We start from the raw sequence: 14,630 nt of genomic DNA on the forward strand, positions 1-14,630 counted from the left end.
GTCCTAGGCTTCCTCAGTGCGAATGGAGCTGAGGCATCTGCACGTGGTGCTGACGGTGGCGCGGGCAGGAAGCATCAGCCGCGCCGCCTCCCAGATGAAGATCGCCCAGGCCGGGCTGACCGCCCAGGTGCGCAGGATCGAGGCGAGTCTCGGCGGGCCGTTGTTCCTGCGCCGCAACGACGGCGTCGAGCTGACCGAGCTGGGCCGCCACGTCGTGCTGCGGGCACAGGACCTGGTCGAACGGTTCGACGACCTGCTCGTCACCTCGCACAAGCTGGCCGGCCGCGGCGACTCCGGCATCCGGCTCGGTGGCGTGACCGGCTCGCCGACCGCGCTGCTGGTCGGGGTGGTCAGGGAGGTGCTGCCGAGCCTGCCGCAGACCACGCACATCGAACGCGGCGGTGACACCGTGCTGGAACTCGTGCGCACCGGCGACCTCGACCTGGCCCTGGTGGTGGAGTTCCCGCGCAGCCCGTTGCGGTTCCCGGAAGCGGTCGGCCTGCGCGGCGTCGTCACGGAACGCATGCTGATCGGCGTCCCGGTCGGCCATCGGCTGTCCGGCCGCAGCGAGGTGCTGCTGTCCGAGCTCGCCGGCGAGGAGTGGGTCGTGCCGGACGAGAACCACGGCGGGCGGCTGAACCTCGACCTGGCCTGCGAGGCCGTCGGGTTCACGCCGCGGTGCGCGCACTTCGGCGTCGATCCGGTCGTCGCGGCCGACCTGGTGCGGTCGACCGGTGCGGTGGCGGGGTTCTTCCCCGGTCACGACCTGCCGGGCGTGCTGCTCAAGCCGATCATCGGCAACCCGCTGCACCGGCGGATCACGCTGGTGTGGAACACCGGCGCCGCCGAACACGTGGACGACGTGCACGCCGGCCTGCTGCGCGCCTACCACGAGCGGACGCCGCACTCGGGCCGGCTGCTGGCCTCATGACCCGCTGGGCCTCGACGCGCCTGAAATCCGCTAGTCAAGTCCTCCCGCCCGCTTGCCGCAGACCGCACGCGGGGCCCTTACGTACCGTGTGACCGTACGAAAGCTCCCCGCGTGCGACACAATCCGGCACACCCCCGCCGGGCAGCAGGAACGCACGGAGTGTCCCAGCCCGACACGCCGTGCAGCGAACCGCACGCGGGGAGCTTTCGTACCGACATGCAGTACGTAAGGGCCCCGCGTGCGGTCAACAGCAGGCGGGCGAGGCCCGATGTCGTGCCGTGGAGTGGAGTGATTTTGATTGCGAACTCACGGTGCGGGACAGCCGGCACGTCATGACCCGGTGGGCCTCGGCGCGTCCGGCCCCAGCACGTCGACGGCCGCGAGCCAGGCCGCGCCCGCCGCACCCTCGGTCGCCATGATCACCGGAGCGTTGCAGCGGGTGAGCAGTTCCTGCTTCAGGTGCGTGCCGACCGGGGTCTTGATCAGGCTGCCGACCAGCACGATCGGCGAGGTGTCGGACGGCTCGCGGACCGCCGTGGCCGTGTCGGCGAGCAGACGCGCGGCGGAGGCCACGATCGCCAGCGCCTCGGGATCGCCGTGGTGATAGGCGGAACTCACCAGAGGCGCGAACTGGGCGAGTCTGATGGGCGCCGCCGCGTTGACGGCGGTGATCAGCTGGCTCCGGCTGCGGGCACCCGCGGCGGTCAGCACGGCGGTGGCCAGGCCTTCGAGCGGTGCGTCCAGGTCGAGCAGCTTCAACGTGGCGCGGACGGCTTCGCGGCCCAGCCAGAACGCCGAGCCGTCGTCGCCGATCAGCCAGCCGTAGCCGCCGGACTGGCCGACCATGCGGTGGGCGGCGATGCGGCCCGCGATGGAACCGGTGCCCGCCACCAGAACCGTGCCGTCGGCTGACGACGTGCCGGTGGCGAAGGCGGCCTCGCAGTCGGTGATCACCCGCATCGGGCAGTGCAGGCCCGCGCGTTCCCACGCTCCTCGGAAGAGGTCCAGGACGGCGGGGTCGGTCATGCGGGAGGCGCCCGCCATGCCGAGGACGCCGGAGCGGACCTTGCGGGAGTCGAGGCCGTCCAACGCCTCCGCCAGCGCCTCGCCGATGTGGGCGGCGGCCACGTCGGGAGGGTGCGAGTTCGGGTTCGCGCCGCCCGCCAGGCCCTGACCCAGGCGGGCGCCGTCGAGTCCGAGCACCAAGGCCCTGGTGGACGTGCCGCCAGCGTCGAGTCCCACGACCAGATCCATAACGATCGAGTATTGCCCAGGACGATCGGCGCAGGCACGCCCAACCGGGTATCACCTCACGAAAGCGCGGTTACCGCTTGCGTTGTGGTGGAGGAGCACCAGCGTTCCGGCCGGAACAAGATCACCCGGACGTACCACTGTGGACAGTGAGGGAACGATCAGGCTGTAGTCGAACGTCGCTGCGGGGACGACGTCGACCAGGTCGTCGGTGTCGGCGGGAGCGGTGTAACGGCTCTGCACCCCGGCGGTGTAGGTCACCGGGCCGGGCGGCAGGGCCGACCGCGCGACCGGCAGCACCACGACGTCGCTGTCGAACAGGTTCGTGTCGGACGAACCGTCGAAGCCGTTCAGCGGCTGTTCGTCCACGACCTCGTCCGAGCCGGCCACCTTCGTCTGCGCGAGCCAGATGTCGGCAGTCACGTCGCCGTCCGGATTGGTCGTTTTCACGGCCGTGGTGACGAAGTCCTTGCCGCCCACCGAGAACCGCACCTCGGGCCTGGTGTTGCCGCCGAGGTTCGCCCAGGTGTCCCAGGTCGTGACGCCGAACGCCAGCAGGTCGGAGGTGGCCGTCGCGCCCACGTAGCGCAGGTCGCCGCCGCGCGCGGTGCGGTTCACGGCGCAGTCGTCCTGCACGCCGGGGCCGCAGTCGGGCAGGCGGTCGGAGCTCGCGCCGAGTTGGAGCACGGTCATCCGCGCCTGGTAGCCGGGCTGGTCGAGGCCGTGCCCCCTGACGCGGTCACCGGCCACGGTCAGGCGTGACACCGGCTTCGGCGCCGCGTAGACCGGCACCCGCAGCGATCGGTCGCCGGTGAACGTCACCAGGCCGGACGCCTCCGCCAGGAACTGGCGGCCCTCGTCGAGCGAGACCGTGGGGTCGGGCGTCTTGCGCAGTGCGCGGGTGTTGGAGATCCGCAGCTGCACGGCCACCGAGGCCGAACCGCCCGGCCGCAGCACGACGGAGGGCTCGGTGACGTGGAAGGACACGCCGGGCACGCTGGTGATCGGCTCGTAGCCGGTGCGCAGCCGGACGGTCTGGGAGCCCTTGTTGACCAGTTCGAGAGTGCGGCTCATCCGCGTCGCACCGCCCGCCTCGACCGTGCCGAACGACGCGTCGCCCAGCACCAGCACGTCCGCCGACAGGGCGGCGAGCCCGTCCACCCGGCCCGCGCCGACCCGCATCGGTGCCTCGCGCACGCCCTTCGAATCCCTGATCACGCCGGACGCGGTGTTCATCAGGGCCGCCTTGACCTCGGCGACCGTCCACTCCGGATGGACCTCGCGCAGCAGTGCGGCGATGCCCGCCACGTGCGGTGACGCCATCGACGTGCCGCCCAGCGACACGCCGTCCGAGGCCGTCCCGGAGGCGGCGGAGAAGACCGTGTCACCCGGCGCGGCCACCGCGATCGACGAACGAGAGCGCGACGACGACGGCGTGATCGTGTCCGCGATCGACGGCTCGACGGAGGGCACCGCGACCTTCAACGCCGAGGTCAGGCGGGTGGTCAGGGTCCCGGCCTCCAGGGCCGGTCGCAGTGCGGTCGACGCCGGCGCCGTCAGCTGGAACGCCGGGATGTGGGCGTTTCCGGCGATCCCGGCCGCGAACACCGGCAACGTCGTCGGCAGCAGCACCCCGGCCGCCCCGGCCTTCCAGGCGTTGTCGGTGCGGGCACCCGAACCGCAGGCGCGGGTGGCGTCGCTGTCGTCCCACTCCAGCCAGACGATCTTCCCGGCCAGCGGCTCCGAGATCGGCTGGCAGCCGTCCACGCCGGACGAAAGCCGCACAACGGGCAGGGTGAGGTCGAAGGAGCCCTTGAAGTTCTGGCTGTACTGGCCCGCAAACCGCTGGCCGGCGACCTCCAGCCCGTCCAGCATCGAGAACGCGTCGCGGCTGTTCGCGACGGAGATCGCCTCGGGGGTGTTGGCCGGCGAGCCGGACACGTCGTAGAAGTCGCCGCCGTTGCCGGCCGCCGCGACCACCACCACGCCGTGCTCGACGAGCTTGCGCACGAACAGCGAGTCGGGGTCGTCGGGTGCACCGAAGTCGCTGCCCAGCGACAGGTTCACCACGTCGAGCTTGTCCGAGAAGTCGCCGTCACCGTCGGGGTCGAGCGCCCAGTCCAGCGCCTGCGCGGTGAGGTTCGTGCCGCCCTTGCAGCCGAACACCTTCAACGCGTAGAGCTGCGCTTTCGGGGCCGTACCGGGGCCGATCCTCATCGCGTCCAGGTCGATCGAGGAGTACGAACCGCGGTAGGTCGTGCCGTCGGCGTTGACCCCGTACCCGGCCGCGGTGCCGGCGACGTGCGTGCCGTGGCCGTCGCAGTCCACCGGGTCGGCGTCCGGCTCCGGCAGGGACGCGGAAGTGCCGGTGTAGGCGTCGCCCGCGAAGTCGTACCCGCCGACGACCTTGGCGTTCGGGAAGGTGCCGCCGCCGAAGTCCGCGTGCCGGTAGTCGATGCCGGTGTCGATCACACCGATCCGCACGCCGTCGCCGAACCTGCCGAGCGACTTCCACACGTCGGACGTCCGGGTGAGCCGGACGGCGTGCGCGTTCGAGAGCTGCTTGGGGACCATCCGGTGGACCGCCCGCACCTCGGGCATGCGCGTCAGCGTGGCCAGGCGCGACCTGTCCGCCGACAGCACGACGCCGGGCACCGCGTTGGCCGTTCGGGCGACTTCCCGGCCGCCGGATCGGGAGACGACCCGGGACGCGTGCTCGGAGGTCCGGTCGCGTGCTGAACGCGCCTGCGCGGCGGAGCGCGATTCGACTGCTGCGGCCGAGGTCAGCTCCACGAAAACGGTTACGGTCTCCACTGGGCCGACCGGCGCCAGCAAGGCGCCCGTCAGGAGTACCGCGGTCATCAATTTCATGATCAACTCCTCCTATTCATCGGACGACTTCTCGCTGAGCCCTAGACGCAGGCGGTATTGCAGGGCTATACATCCGATGTATTTCGTAGGTGTGAGCAGAGGAGGAACGGCCGTGCAGTTCTTGCGCCTCGGGCCGGTCGGTGACGAGCGTCCTGCAGTCAGGACCGACGACGGGACCACATACGACCTCCTGCCGATCACCCCGGACATCGACGGGTCGTTCCTCGCGAACGACGGCGTCAACCGCGTGCGCGCCGCCCTCGAAAGCGGCGAGCTCGAGGTCCTGAACACGGAGGACGTGCGGGTCGGGGCGCCGCTCGCGCATCCGGGCAAGGTCATCTGCATCGGCCTCAACTACCGCGACCACGCGGAGGAGACCGGCGCGGACATCCCGGGCGAGCCGGTGATGTTCCTCAAGACGCCCGACACGATCGTGGGCCCGTACGACGAGGTGCTCGTGCCCCGCCGGTCCGTGAAGACCGACTGGGAGGTCGAGCTCGGCGTCGTCATCGGGCGCACAGCCCGCTACCTGGAGTCCGAAGAGGACGCTCTGGCGTGCGTCGGCGCGTACGTGCTCTCGCACGACGTCTCCGAGCGCGAGTTCCAGATCGAGCGCGGCGGCACGTGGGACAAGGGCAAGAACTGCGAGACGTTCAACCCGCTCGGCCCCTTCCTCGTGCCTGCCGATGAGATCACCGACCCACAGAGTCTGGAGATGCGGCTCTGGGTGAACGGCGAGATCAAGCAGAACTCGTCCACCAAGAACATGATCTTCCCGGTCGGCGAGATCGTGCGCTACCTCAGCCAGTTCCTTGTCCTTCGTCCGGGTGACGTCATCAACACAGGTACACCCGCTGGAGTGGCGCTCGGCCAGCCGGAGCCGAAGCCGTACCTGCGCGCCGGTGACGTGGTGGAGCTCGAGATCGAGGGCCTCGGCAGGCAGCGCCAGATCCTCGGGCAGGCCTGAGCCCATGCCGAAGATCACCGCGCTGGACGTCCTCGACATCCGGTTCCCGACCTCGCGCGAGCTCGACGGCTCCGACGCGATGAACCCCGACCCGGACTACAGCGCCGCGTACGTGGTGCTGCGGACCGACGAGGGACCCGAGGGGCACGGGCTCGCGTTCACCATCGGCCGCGGCAACGACGTGCAGGCCGCCGGCATCAAGGCGCTCGCACCGCACGTCGTCGGCAAGGACGTGCCGGAGGACGCGAAAGCGTTGGCGGAGCTGTACTTCGAGCTCATCGGCGACTCGCAGATCCGCTGGCTCGGCCCCGAGAAGGGCGTCGCGCACATGGCGATCGGCGCCGTCGTCAACGCGGCCTGGGACCTCGCCGCCCGCCGCGCCGGGCTGCCGGTCTGGCGGTTCCTCGCCCGGATGACCCCCGAGGAGATCGTCAGCCTCGTCGACTTCCGGTACCTGAGCGACGCGCTGACGCCCGACGAGGCGCTCCAGATCCTGCGCGAGGTCGAGCACGGCAAGGCCGAGCGCACGGAGACCATCGCCCGCGACGGCTACCCGGCCTACACGACGTCACCGGGCTGGCTCGGCTACTCCGACGAGAAGCTCGCCGGACTCGCCCGCCAGGCCCTCGCCGACGGCTTCGACATGATCAAGCTGAAGGTCGGCGGCAGCCTCGACGACGACGTCCGCCGGATGAAGCTCGCCCGCGAGGTCGTCGGCGAGGACACCCGCGTGGCGGTCGACGCGAACCAGCGCTGGGACGTCGGCACGGCCGTGCGCTGGATGCGCGAACTGGCGCCGTACAACCCGTACTGGATCGAGGAGCCCACCTCGCCGGACGACGTGCTGGCGCACCGCGCGATCGCCGACGCGCTGGCCCCGATCAGGGTCGCCACCGGCGAGCACGTGCAGAACCGCGTGATCTTCAAACAACTGCTGCAGGCCGGCGCGATCGACGTGCTGCAGCTCGACGCCTGCCGGGTCGCGGGCGTCAACGAGAACATCGCGATCCTGCTGCTGGCCAGGAAGTTCGACATCCCGGTGTGCCCGCACGCCGGCGGCGTCGGCCTGTGCGAGCTGGTCAGGCACCTGTCGTTCTTCGACTACGTCGCGGTCTCCGGCGAGGTCGGCGAGCGCGTGATCGAGTGGGTCGACCACCTGCACGAGCACTTCCTGGATCCGGCCGTGGTCGAACGCGGCCGCTACCTGGCGCCGGCCGAGCCGGGGTTCTCCGCCCAGCTCAAGGAACAGACGCTGGCCGACTACGTCTACCCCGATGGTCCTGTGTGGACGACTGTGTTGTCTTCGGAGGGCGAGGATGACTGACTTCGAAGGACTCGTCGCCGTCGTCACGGGCGGTGCGTCCGGCATCGGTCTGGCCACGGCGAACCTGCTGGCGTCGCGCGGTGCCACGGCCGTGGCGCTGGACCTCAACCCGGACGTGAAGGACCCGCTCACCGGGATCCGCGCGGACGTGTCGGACGACGAGAGCGTCAAGGCCGCCATCGACGAGGTCGTCGAGCGGTTCGGACGGCTCGACGTCGTGGTGAACAACGCGGGCATCGGGTCGCAGGGCGACGTGGCGGCCAACTCCGACGACGAGTGGCTCAAAGTGCTCAACGTCAACGTGCTCGGCATGGTCCGCGTCTCGCGGGCCGCGCTGCCGCACCTGCGGAACTCGCCGTCCGCGGCGATCGTCAACACCTGCTCCATCGCTGCCTGGGCCGGGCTCCCGCAGCGCGCTCTCTACTCGGCCAGCAAGGGCGCGGTGTACTCGCTGACGCTCGCGATGGCCGCCGACCACGTCCGTGAAGGCATTCGCGTCAACGCGGTCGCACCCGGCACGGCGGACACCCCGTGGGTGGGCCGTCTGCTCGACTCGGCGCCGGACCCGGCAGCCGAACGAGCCGCGCTGGAGGCACGCCAGCCGCACGGCCGGCTCGTCTCCGCCGATGAGGTCGCGGGAGCCATCGCCTACCTGGCGAGCCCGCTTTCGGGTTCCACCGCCGGCACGATCCTCGCGGTCGACGGTGGCATGCACGGCCTGCGCTTGCGTCCCCAGCAGTCATGAAAGGCAATTCAACGATGAAGCGTCGCAACCTCACCGCCGCGGTGTGCCTCGCGCTCGCCGGTGCACTGACACTGTCCGCCTGCGGCGGTGGTACCGCCGGTACCGGTGCCGGGGGCGTCGGCCCGATCGGCGCCGACCACCCCCGCGCCGACACCGACTTCTGGAACTCCTACATCAAGTACTTCCCGGACAAGGCCAAGGACCTCGGCGTCAACCTGCTGAACCCCACCAACTCGCAGAACAAGGTCGAGAACCTGGTGGCCAACGCCCAGTCGCTGCAGTCGCTGGGCGCCAAGGCGATCATCATGGCGCCGCAGGACACCGGCGCGATCGCGTCCACCCTGGACCGCCTGGAGAAGGCGAACATCCCCGTCGTCACCGTCGACACCCGTCCCGACAAGGGCAAGACCTACATGGTCGTCCGTGCGGACAACAAGGCGTACGGCGAGAAGGCCTGCAAGTTCCTCGGCGACAAGCTCGGTGGCAAGGGCAAGGTCGTGGAGTTCCAGGGAGCACTGGCGTCGGTCAACGGCCGCGACCGCTCCGAGGCGTTCGCCGCCTGCATGAAGCAGAACTACCCCGGCATCACGGTGTTCGAGGAGCCGACCGACTGGGAGGGCCCGAAGGCGTCCGCGGCCCTGCAGACCCGTCTGAACCAGCACCCGGACATCAACGGCATCTACATGCAGGCCGGTGGCGCGTTCCTCACGCCGACGCTGCAGGTGTTGCGGCAGAAGAACCTGATCGTCCCGCCGACCGACCCGAAGCACATCTTCATCGTCTCCAACGACGGCATCCCGCAGGAGCTGGAAGCGATCCGCAAGGGCGAGATCGACGCGACCGTCTCGCAGCCGGCCGACCTCTACGCGCAGTGGGCGCTCTTCTACGCCAAGGCCGCTGTCGAGGGCAGGACGTTCTCCCCCGGCAAGACCGACCACGACTCCACCATCGTGGACACCGGCGGTGGCCGTCTCGAGGACCAGCTCCCGGCTCCGCTGATCACCAAGGAGAACGTCGACGACAAGGCGTTCTGGGGCAACCAGATCTGATGACCGAGTTCGCTTCCGTCGGCGGTGCCGACAATGTGGCAGCAGCCGCGCGTGGCGTCACGAAGACGTTCGGGCGCACGCTCGCGTTGGACGACGTGGGCATCGAGATCCGGGCCGGTGAGTCGCACGCGCTCGTCGGTCGCAACGGCGCGGGCAAGTCGACCCTGGTCTCGATCCTCACCGGCATGCAGACGCCGGACGCGGGCGAGGTCAGCTTCTTCGGCGAACCCGCGCCACCTGTCGCCGACAGCGCCGCGTGGCGCCGGCACGTCGCCTGCGTGTACCAGAAGTCGACGGTCGTGCCGGAGCTTTCGGTCGCCGAGAACCTGTTCATCAACCGGCAGGACCTCGGCGGCGGCCTGATCAGCTGGAAGAAGCTGCGGCGGGAGGCTTCGTCGCTGCTGGAGACCTACGACGTGGCGGTCGACCCGGACTCGCTGGTGTCCACGCTGACCGTCGAGCAGCGTCAGCTCGTCGAGATCGCGCGGGCACTGTCGATCGGCTCGCGGTTCGTGATCCTCGACGAACCGACCGCGCAGCTCGACGGCCCGGCGATCGAGCGGCTGTTCGACCGGATGAGGTCGCTGCAGGACAAGGGGGTGACGTTCCTGTTCATCTCCCACCACCTGCAGGAGGTCTACGAGGTCTGCCAGACGGTGACGGTCTACCGCGACGCGCGGCACATCGTCACCGCTCCGGTGGCCGAGATGTCGAAGCCCGACCTGATCGAGGCGATGACCGGTGAGGCCGGCGGGCTGAACGTGCCCAGCGGCGATGACAGGCCGTCGTCGGCCGAGGAAGTGCTGACCGTGTCGGCGTTGAGCGGGGACCACTTCTCGGACATCTCGCTGTCGGCGACGAAAGGCGAGGTCATCGGGCTCGCGGGCAGTGCGTCGTCGGGCAAGCACGAGTTCGCCGAAACGGTCTACGGGCTGCGCAAGCCGTCGTCCGGCTCGATCTCGGTGGACGGTGCTTCGGTTCGCGGCGGTGACGTTCCGGCTGCTCTGAAGGCTGGAATCGGTTGCGTGCCACGGGATCGGCACCACCAGGGGCTCGTGCTGGACCTGTCGATCGCGGAGAACGCGACGATGAGCACGGCCGGTGCGTTCGTGTGGCCGTCGGCCCAGCGCTCGGCCGGCAGCACGGCGATCGCGTCCTACGACGTCAAGGCCGCCGGTCCGGACCAGCCGGTCTCGGACCTGTCCGGCGGCAACCAGCAGAAGGTCGTGATGGCGCGGGCTCTGGCCGGCGACCCGTCCGTGCTGGTGCTGATCAACCCGACCGCGGGTGTCGACGTGAAGTCCAAGGAGTCGCTGCTCGGGGTCGTCGACGCGCAGGCGCGCCGGGGCAAGGCCGCGATCGTCGTCTCGGACGAGCTCGACGACCTGCGGGTCTGCGACCGTGTCCTGGTGCTGTTCCACGGCCAGGTCGTGCGGGAGTTCGCACGCGGCTGGCGCGACCAGGAACTCATTGCGGCGATTGAAGGAATGAGCTCGGAATGACCAAGGCCATGACACCGACCGTCTCGGCGCCCGCTACCGCGGAGAAGCAGAAGTTCCGGCTGGCGCGGTACCAGGACCTCGCGCTGGTCCCGGTGATCATCCTCCTGCTGATCATCGGGGCGATTCTGTCGCCGATCTTCCTGACGCCGAACAACCTGATCGCCGTGCTGACCCAGCAGAGCGAGCTGTCGTTGCTGGTGCTGGGCCAGGCGATGATCCTGATCGTCGGCAAGATGGACCTGTCGCTGGAGTCGACGGTCGGTCTCGCGCCCGCGCTGGCGGTCGCGTTGATCATCCCGTCGTCGGCCGGTGGGCTGGACGTCGGGTTCGCGGCGTGGCTGGCCTTGCCGTTGTGCCTGCTGATCGGCGTCGCGATCGGTGGCCTGAACGGGTTCCTGATCCTCAAGGTCGGGCTGTCCGGCTTCATGGTGACGCTGGGCATGCTGACGATGCTGCGCGGTCTGCAGCTCGCGATCACCGAGGGCAAGTCGCTGATCGACGTGCCGGAGTCGTTCCTGTACCTGGGTTCCACGACGTGGCTCGGGCTGCCGGCGGCGGTGTGGATCTGCATCGTCTGTTACGCGGCGGGCATCTTCGTGCTGAAGTACCTGCGTGCCGGCCGTTCGCTGTACGCGATCGGCGGCAACTCGGAGGCCGCGCGGGCCGCCGGCATCCGGGTCGACCGCGTGGTGTGGACCGTGCTGATCATCGGTTCGGTGCTGGCCGTGATCGCGGGCATCCTGATGACGGGACGACTGGGGTCCGTGGCCGCCACGCAGGGCGAGGGCATGATCTTCCAGGTCTTCGCGGCCGCGGTGATCGGCGGGATCTCGTTGCAGGGCGGCAAGGGCACGCTGTTCGGCGCGTTGTCCGGCGTGCTGATGCTGGGGCTCGTGGAGCAGATCCTGCGGTTGCAGGGTGTTTCCGGCTTCTACATCAAGGCCTCGTACGGCGCGGTGATCATCCTGGCGTTGATCGTGACGCGGTTCGCCACCGGGCAGAAGCAGGAGTGAGTGGTGGAGACCGTTGCGCTGCACACCCGGCTTCGCGAGGGGCGCGAGGCCGACTACGACCGCATCCACGCGACGATCCCGGCGGAGCTGGACGGGGCGCTGCGCGAGGCCGGGGTGTGGTCGTGGCGGATCTGGCGTTCTGGGCGCGAGCTGTTCCACCTCGTCGAGGTGGGTGACTACCGCGCGATGCGCGCCCATCTGGCCGAGCACCCCGCCAACGTTCCGTGGCAGGCTCAGATGGCCGAACTGCTGGAGGTCGAGGACGACTACTCCGGCGCCGAACCCGCTGTGCGACTCGTGTGGGAGCTGCCGTGAAGGTCGCTGTTTCTCGTCTTGGCTTCGGCGGCGCGCCGATCGGCAACCTCTACCGGGAGGTGTCCGACGAGGTGGCGTTCGGCGCGGTCGAAGCCGCGTGGCAGAGCGGCGTCCGCTACTTCGATACCGCGCCGCACTACGGGCTCGGGCTGTCGGAGCGCCGTCTCGGGGTTGCCCTGGCCGGGCGGCCGCGCGACGAGTACGTGATCTCCACGAAGGTCGGGCGGTTGCTGGAGCCGTTCGGCGGCGAAGGCCTCGACGACGAGGGTTTCGCGGTGCCACGGCACTTCCGGCGGGTGCGGGACTACTCGGCGGACGGGGTGAAGCGGTCGATCGAGTCCTCTTTGGAGCGTCTGGGCACCGACCGGGTGGAGATCGTCTACATCCACGACCCGGACGACCACTGGGCTTCCGCTTTCGGTGAGGCCTACCCGGCACTGGAGGAGCTGCGATCGCAGGGTGTCGTGGGCGCCATCGGCGTCGGCATGAACCAATGGGAGATGCCGGAGCGGTTCGTCCGCGAGACCGACATCGACGTGGTGATGCTGGCCGGCCGGTACACGTTGCTCGAGCAGCCCTCGCTCGTCTCGTTCCTGCCCGCCTGCGTCGAACGAGATGTTTCCGTGGTGGCGTGCGGGGTCTTCAACTCCGGGCTGCTGTCGAAGCCGGACGTGGCCGCCGATGCGAAGTACAACTACGAGGAAGCACCCTCTGAGCTGGTGGAACGGGCGCGGGCGATCGCGGGGGTGTGCGGACGGCACGGCGTGACGCTGCCCGAGGCGGCGATCCAGTTCGCGCTGGGCCATCCCGCGGTGGTGTCGGTGGTGGTCGGCGCACGGACAGCGGAGCAGATGACCGCCAACGCCGCGTACTTCTCCGCCTCGATTCCCGAGGACCTGTGGAACGAGCTGAAGGCGTTGAACCTCATCGACCCGGAGGTGCCGACGCCGTGATCGTCGACGCTCACCACCACCTGTGGGACCTGTCCGTCCGGGACCAGGACTGGATCACCGATCCGCCGATGGGCGTGATCCGGCGGTCGTTCCTGGAACCGGACTTCGTCGCCGCAGCACCTGAAGTCTCCGCATCCGTGCTGGTACAGACGGTGTGCGTGGCTGAGGAGACGCCGGAGTTCTTGGCCATCGCCGCGTCTTCGGGCGTCGTCGGCGCGGTGGTGGGCTGGACCGATCTGACGTCGCCCGCCGCAGGTGACGAGCTGGCGGCGTTGGTGGATCGGCCCGACGGTTCGTGGTTGCGCGGGATCCGGCACCAGGTGCAGAGTGAGCCGGACCCGGAGTGGTTGTGCCGCAAGGACGTCTGGCACGGGCTCGCCGCGGTGGGCGCTCATGGCCTGGTCTACGAGCTGCTGACGCTGCCGCACCAGATGCCGGCCGCGCGCCGGACCGTGGCGGCGTTGCCCCAGGTCGAGTTCGTGGTGGACCACTGCTCGAAGCCCGCGATCGGGTCGGATCCGGGGGAGTGGGCGGAGCTGATCCGGGCGCTGGCGGCGCACGAGAACGTGACGTGCAAGCTGTCCGGCCTGGTCACCGAGGCCGACTGGAAGTCGTGGGACGTGGTTTCGTTGCGGCCGTACTTCGAGGTCGTGCTGGACGCGTTCGGGCCTGAGCGGCTGATGTTCGGCTCGGACTGGCCCGTGTGCCTGCTGGCGGCCACCTACGAGGAGTGGCTCGGTGCGGCTCGGGAGTTGGTGTCCGAGCTGTCGCCCGGCGAGCAGGCCGCGATCTTCTCGGAAACCGCTCGCCGGGTCTACGCGCTCTAAACGAACAGCGCCTTCAGCTCGTTGATCAGCTTCGGCGTGGCCCCGACGAGCGGTTCGCGGACCGGGCCCGACGGCAGGCCGAGCAGGTTGAGCGCGGCCTTGACGGCGACGGCACCGGGCTCGCGGGTCATGATCGCGGTGATCACCGGCAGCAACGCCTGATGGCGGCGCAGGGCTTCCTTGTTGTCGCCCTCGTCGTAGGCGTCGAGCATCGCCTTGATCTCGTTGCCGACGACGTGACCGATGGTGCTGACCGTGCCGACGCCGCCGATCGAGTACAGCGGCAGGATCAGCTCGTCGTTGCCGGAGTAGAAGTCGAGGCCGGTCTCGGCGATCACGCGCGCGGTCGCGAGCAGGTCGACCTTGCAGTCCTTCACGCCGATGATCCGCGGGTGCTCGGAGAGCCGGAGCAGCGTCTCGGTCTCGATCGCCGTGCCGGTGCGGCCGGGGATGTCGTAGAGCAGCGCCGGGAGGCCGGAGGCGTCCGCCACCTGCCTGAAGTGGTTCTCGACGCCCTCCTGCGTGGGCTTGCTGTAGTACGGCGTGACGACGAGCAGGCCGTCGGCGCCGTTCTCCTCGGCTTGGCGGGAGAGCTCGATGGTGTGGCGCGTGGAGTTGGTGCCGACGCCCGCGAGGATCTGCGTGCGGTCGCCGACGGCCGCCTTGACGGCCCTGATGATCTGCGCCTTCTCGGCGTCCGTGGTGGTGGGGGCCTCGCCGGTCGTGCCGTTGACGACCAGCCCGTCCGCGCCACCCTTGTCGACGAGGTGCGCCGCCAGCTCCTGCGCACCCTTGAGGTCCAGGTCACCGTCGGGGGTGAACGGGGTGACCATCGCTACGAGCACTCGTCCGAACATGACTCCAGCGTGGCTCTAGTCTTCG

General features: G+C 69.7%; 13 protein-coding genes. 10 read left to right on the top strand and 3 right to left on the bottom strand.

The window, feature by feature from the left end; all coding sequences use genetic code 11:
• Window positions 1–22: 22 nt before the first annotated feature.
• A complete protein-coding gene (locus LX88_RS07475; RefSeq protein ID WP_258947634.1) occupies window positions 23–931 on the top strand; it encodes a LysR family transcriptional regulator in 909 nt (302 codons plus the stop codon).
• Window positions 932–1,261: 330 nt separating this feature from the next.
• Here the strand turns inward: LX88_RS07475 and LX88_RS07480 are convergent, their stop codons facing one another.
• Window positions 1,262–2,173: an N-acetylglucosamine kinase gene (locus LX88_RS07480; protein WP_372511203.1), complete on the bottom strand. Its 912-nt coding sequence runs from the start codon at window positions 2,171–2,173 to the stop codon at window positions 1,262–1,264.
• 63 nt (window positions 2,174–2,236) lie between these two features.
• Window positions 2,237–5,044: a S8 family peptidase gene (locus LX88_RS07485; protein ID WP_258947031.1), complete on the bottom strand. Its 2,808-nt coding sequence runs from the start codon at window positions 5,042–5,044 to the stop codon at window positions 2,237–2,239.
• Window positions 5,045–5,165: 121 nt separating this feature from the next.
• Here LX88_RS07485 and LX88_RS07490 point away from each other — a divergent pair, with 121 nt between their 5' ends.
• Genes LX88_RS07490 through LX88_RS07530 form a run of 9 tightly spaced genes read left to right on the top strand, consistent with a single transcriptional unit; the run spans window position 5,166 to window position 13,748 of the window.
• Window positions 5,166–6,020: a fumarylacetoacetate hydrolase family protein gene (locus LX88_RS07490; RefSeq protein ID WP_258947032.1), complete on the top strand. Its 855-nt coding sequence runs from the start codon at window positions 5,166–5,168 to the stop codon at window positions 6,018–6,020.
• A gap of 4 nt (window positions 6,021–6,024) precedes the next feature.
• Window positions 6,025–7,344 carry an enolase C-terminal domain-like protein gene (locus LX88_RS07495; protein ID WP_258947033.1) on the top strand — a complete coding sequence of 440 codons (1,320 nt, stop codon included), beginning with the start codon at window positions 6,025–6,027 and terminating at the stop codon, window positions 7,342–7,344.
• Window positions 7,337–8,089, top strand: coding sequence for an SDR family NAD(P)-dependent oxidoreductase (locus LX88_RS07500; RefSeq protein WP_258947034.1), 753 nt, complete (start codon window positions 7,337–7,339; stop codon window positions 8,087–8,089). Before LX88_RS07495 ends, LX88_RS07500 begins: the two co-directional genes overlap by 8 nt.
• Before the next feature lie 14 nt (window positions 8,090–8,103).
• The gene (locus LX88_RS07505; protein ID WP_258947035.1) at window positions 8,104–9,138 is read left to right on the top strand and encodes a sugar ABC transporter substrate-binding protein; all 1,035 of its coding nucleotides are present in this window, start codon (window positions 8,104–8,106) and stop codon (window positions 9,136–9,138) included.
• A complete protein-coding gene (locus LX88_RS07510) occupies window positions 9,138–10,640 on the top strand; it encodes a sugar ABC transporter ATP-binding protein (RefSeq protein ID WP_258947036.1) in 1,503 nt (500 codons plus the stop codon). Before LX88_RS07505 ends, LX88_RS07510 begins: the two co-directional genes overlap by 1 nt.
• Entirely contained in the window at window positions 10,637–11,653 is a 1,017-nt protein-coding gene (locus LX88_RS07515; protein WP_258947037.1) for an ABC transporter permease, read from the top strand. The genes LX88_RS07510 and LX88_RS07515 overlap by 4 nt, the downstream gene beginning before the upstream one ends.
• Before the next feature lie 3 nt (window positions 11,654–11,656).
• Window positions 11,657–11,968 carry an L-rhamnose mutarotase gene (locus LX88_RS07520; RefSeq protein WP_258947635.1) on the top strand — a complete coding sequence of 104 codons (312 nt, stop codon included), beginning with the start codon at window positions 11,657–11,659 and terminating at the stop codon, window positions 11,966–11,968.
• The gene (locus LX88_RS07525; protein WP_258947038.1) at window positions 11,965–12,921 is read left to right on the top strand and encodes an aldo/keto reductase; all 957 of its coding nucleotides are present in this window, start codon (window positions 11,965–11,967) and stop codon (window positions 12,919–12,921) included. The genes LX88_RS07520 and LX88_RS07525 overlap by 4 nt, the downstream gene beginning before the upstream one ends.
• Window positions 12,918–13,748: an amidohydrolase family protein gene (locus LX88_RS07530; RefSeq protein WP_258947039.1), complete on the top strand. Its 831-nt coding sequence runs from the start codon at window positions 12,918–12,920 to the stop codon at window positions 13,746–13,748. Before LX88_RS07525 ends, LX88_RS07530 begins: the two co-directional genes overlap by 4 nt.
• Here LX88_RS07530 and dapA read toward each other — a convergent pair.
• Window positions 13,745–14,605 (bottom strand): 4-hydroxy-tetrahydrodipicolinate synthase, encoded by an 861-nt coding sequence (gene dapA, locus LX88_RS07535; RefSeq protein ID WP_258947040.1) that lies wholly within the window; start codon window positions 14,603–14,605, stop codon window positions 13,745–13,747. The genes LX88_RS07530 and dapA overlap by 4 nt on opposite strands.
• Window positions 14,606–14,630 lie beyond the last annotated feature (25 nt).

Origin of the sequence: Lentzea californiensis (assembly GCF_024648825.1) — a bacterium.
Classification (GTDB): domain Bacteria; phylum Actinomycetota; class Actinomycetes; order Mycobacteriales; family Pseudonocardiaceae; genus Lentzea; species Lentzea californiensis.

Coding starts and splice junctions, on each gene's coding strand:
- LX88_RS07500 (WP_258947034.1), top strand. CDS start 7,337: ATGACTGACTTCGAAGGACTCGTCGCCGTCGTCACGGGCGGTGCGTCC.
- LX88_RS07485 (WP_258947031.1), bottom strand. CDS start 5,044: ATGACCGCGGTACTCCTGACGGGCGCCTTGCTGGCGCCGGTCGGCCCA.
- LX88_RS07505 (WP_258947035.1), top strand. CDS start 8,104: ATGAAGCGTCGCAACCTCACCGCCGCGGTGTGCCTCGCGCTCGCCGGT.
- LX88_RS07495 (WP_258947033.1), top strand. CDS start 6,025: ATGCCGAAGATCACCGCGCTGGACGTCCTCGACATCCGGTTCCCGACC.
- LX88_RS07515 (WP_258947037.1), top strand. CDS start 10,637: ATGACCAAGGCCATGACACCGACCGTCTCGGCGCCCGCTACCGCGGAG.
- dapA (WP_258947040.1), bottom strand. CDS start 14,605: ATGTTCGGACGAGTGCTCGTAGCGATGGTCACCCCGTTCACCCCCGAC.
- LX88_RS07475 (WP_258947634.1), top strand. CDS start 23: ATGGAGCTGAGGCATCTGCACGTGGTGCTGACGGTGGCGCGGGCAGGA.
- LX88_RS07510 (WP_258947036.1), top strand. CDS start 9,138: ATGACCGAGTTCGCTTCCGTCGGCGGTGCCGACAATGTGGCAGCAGCC.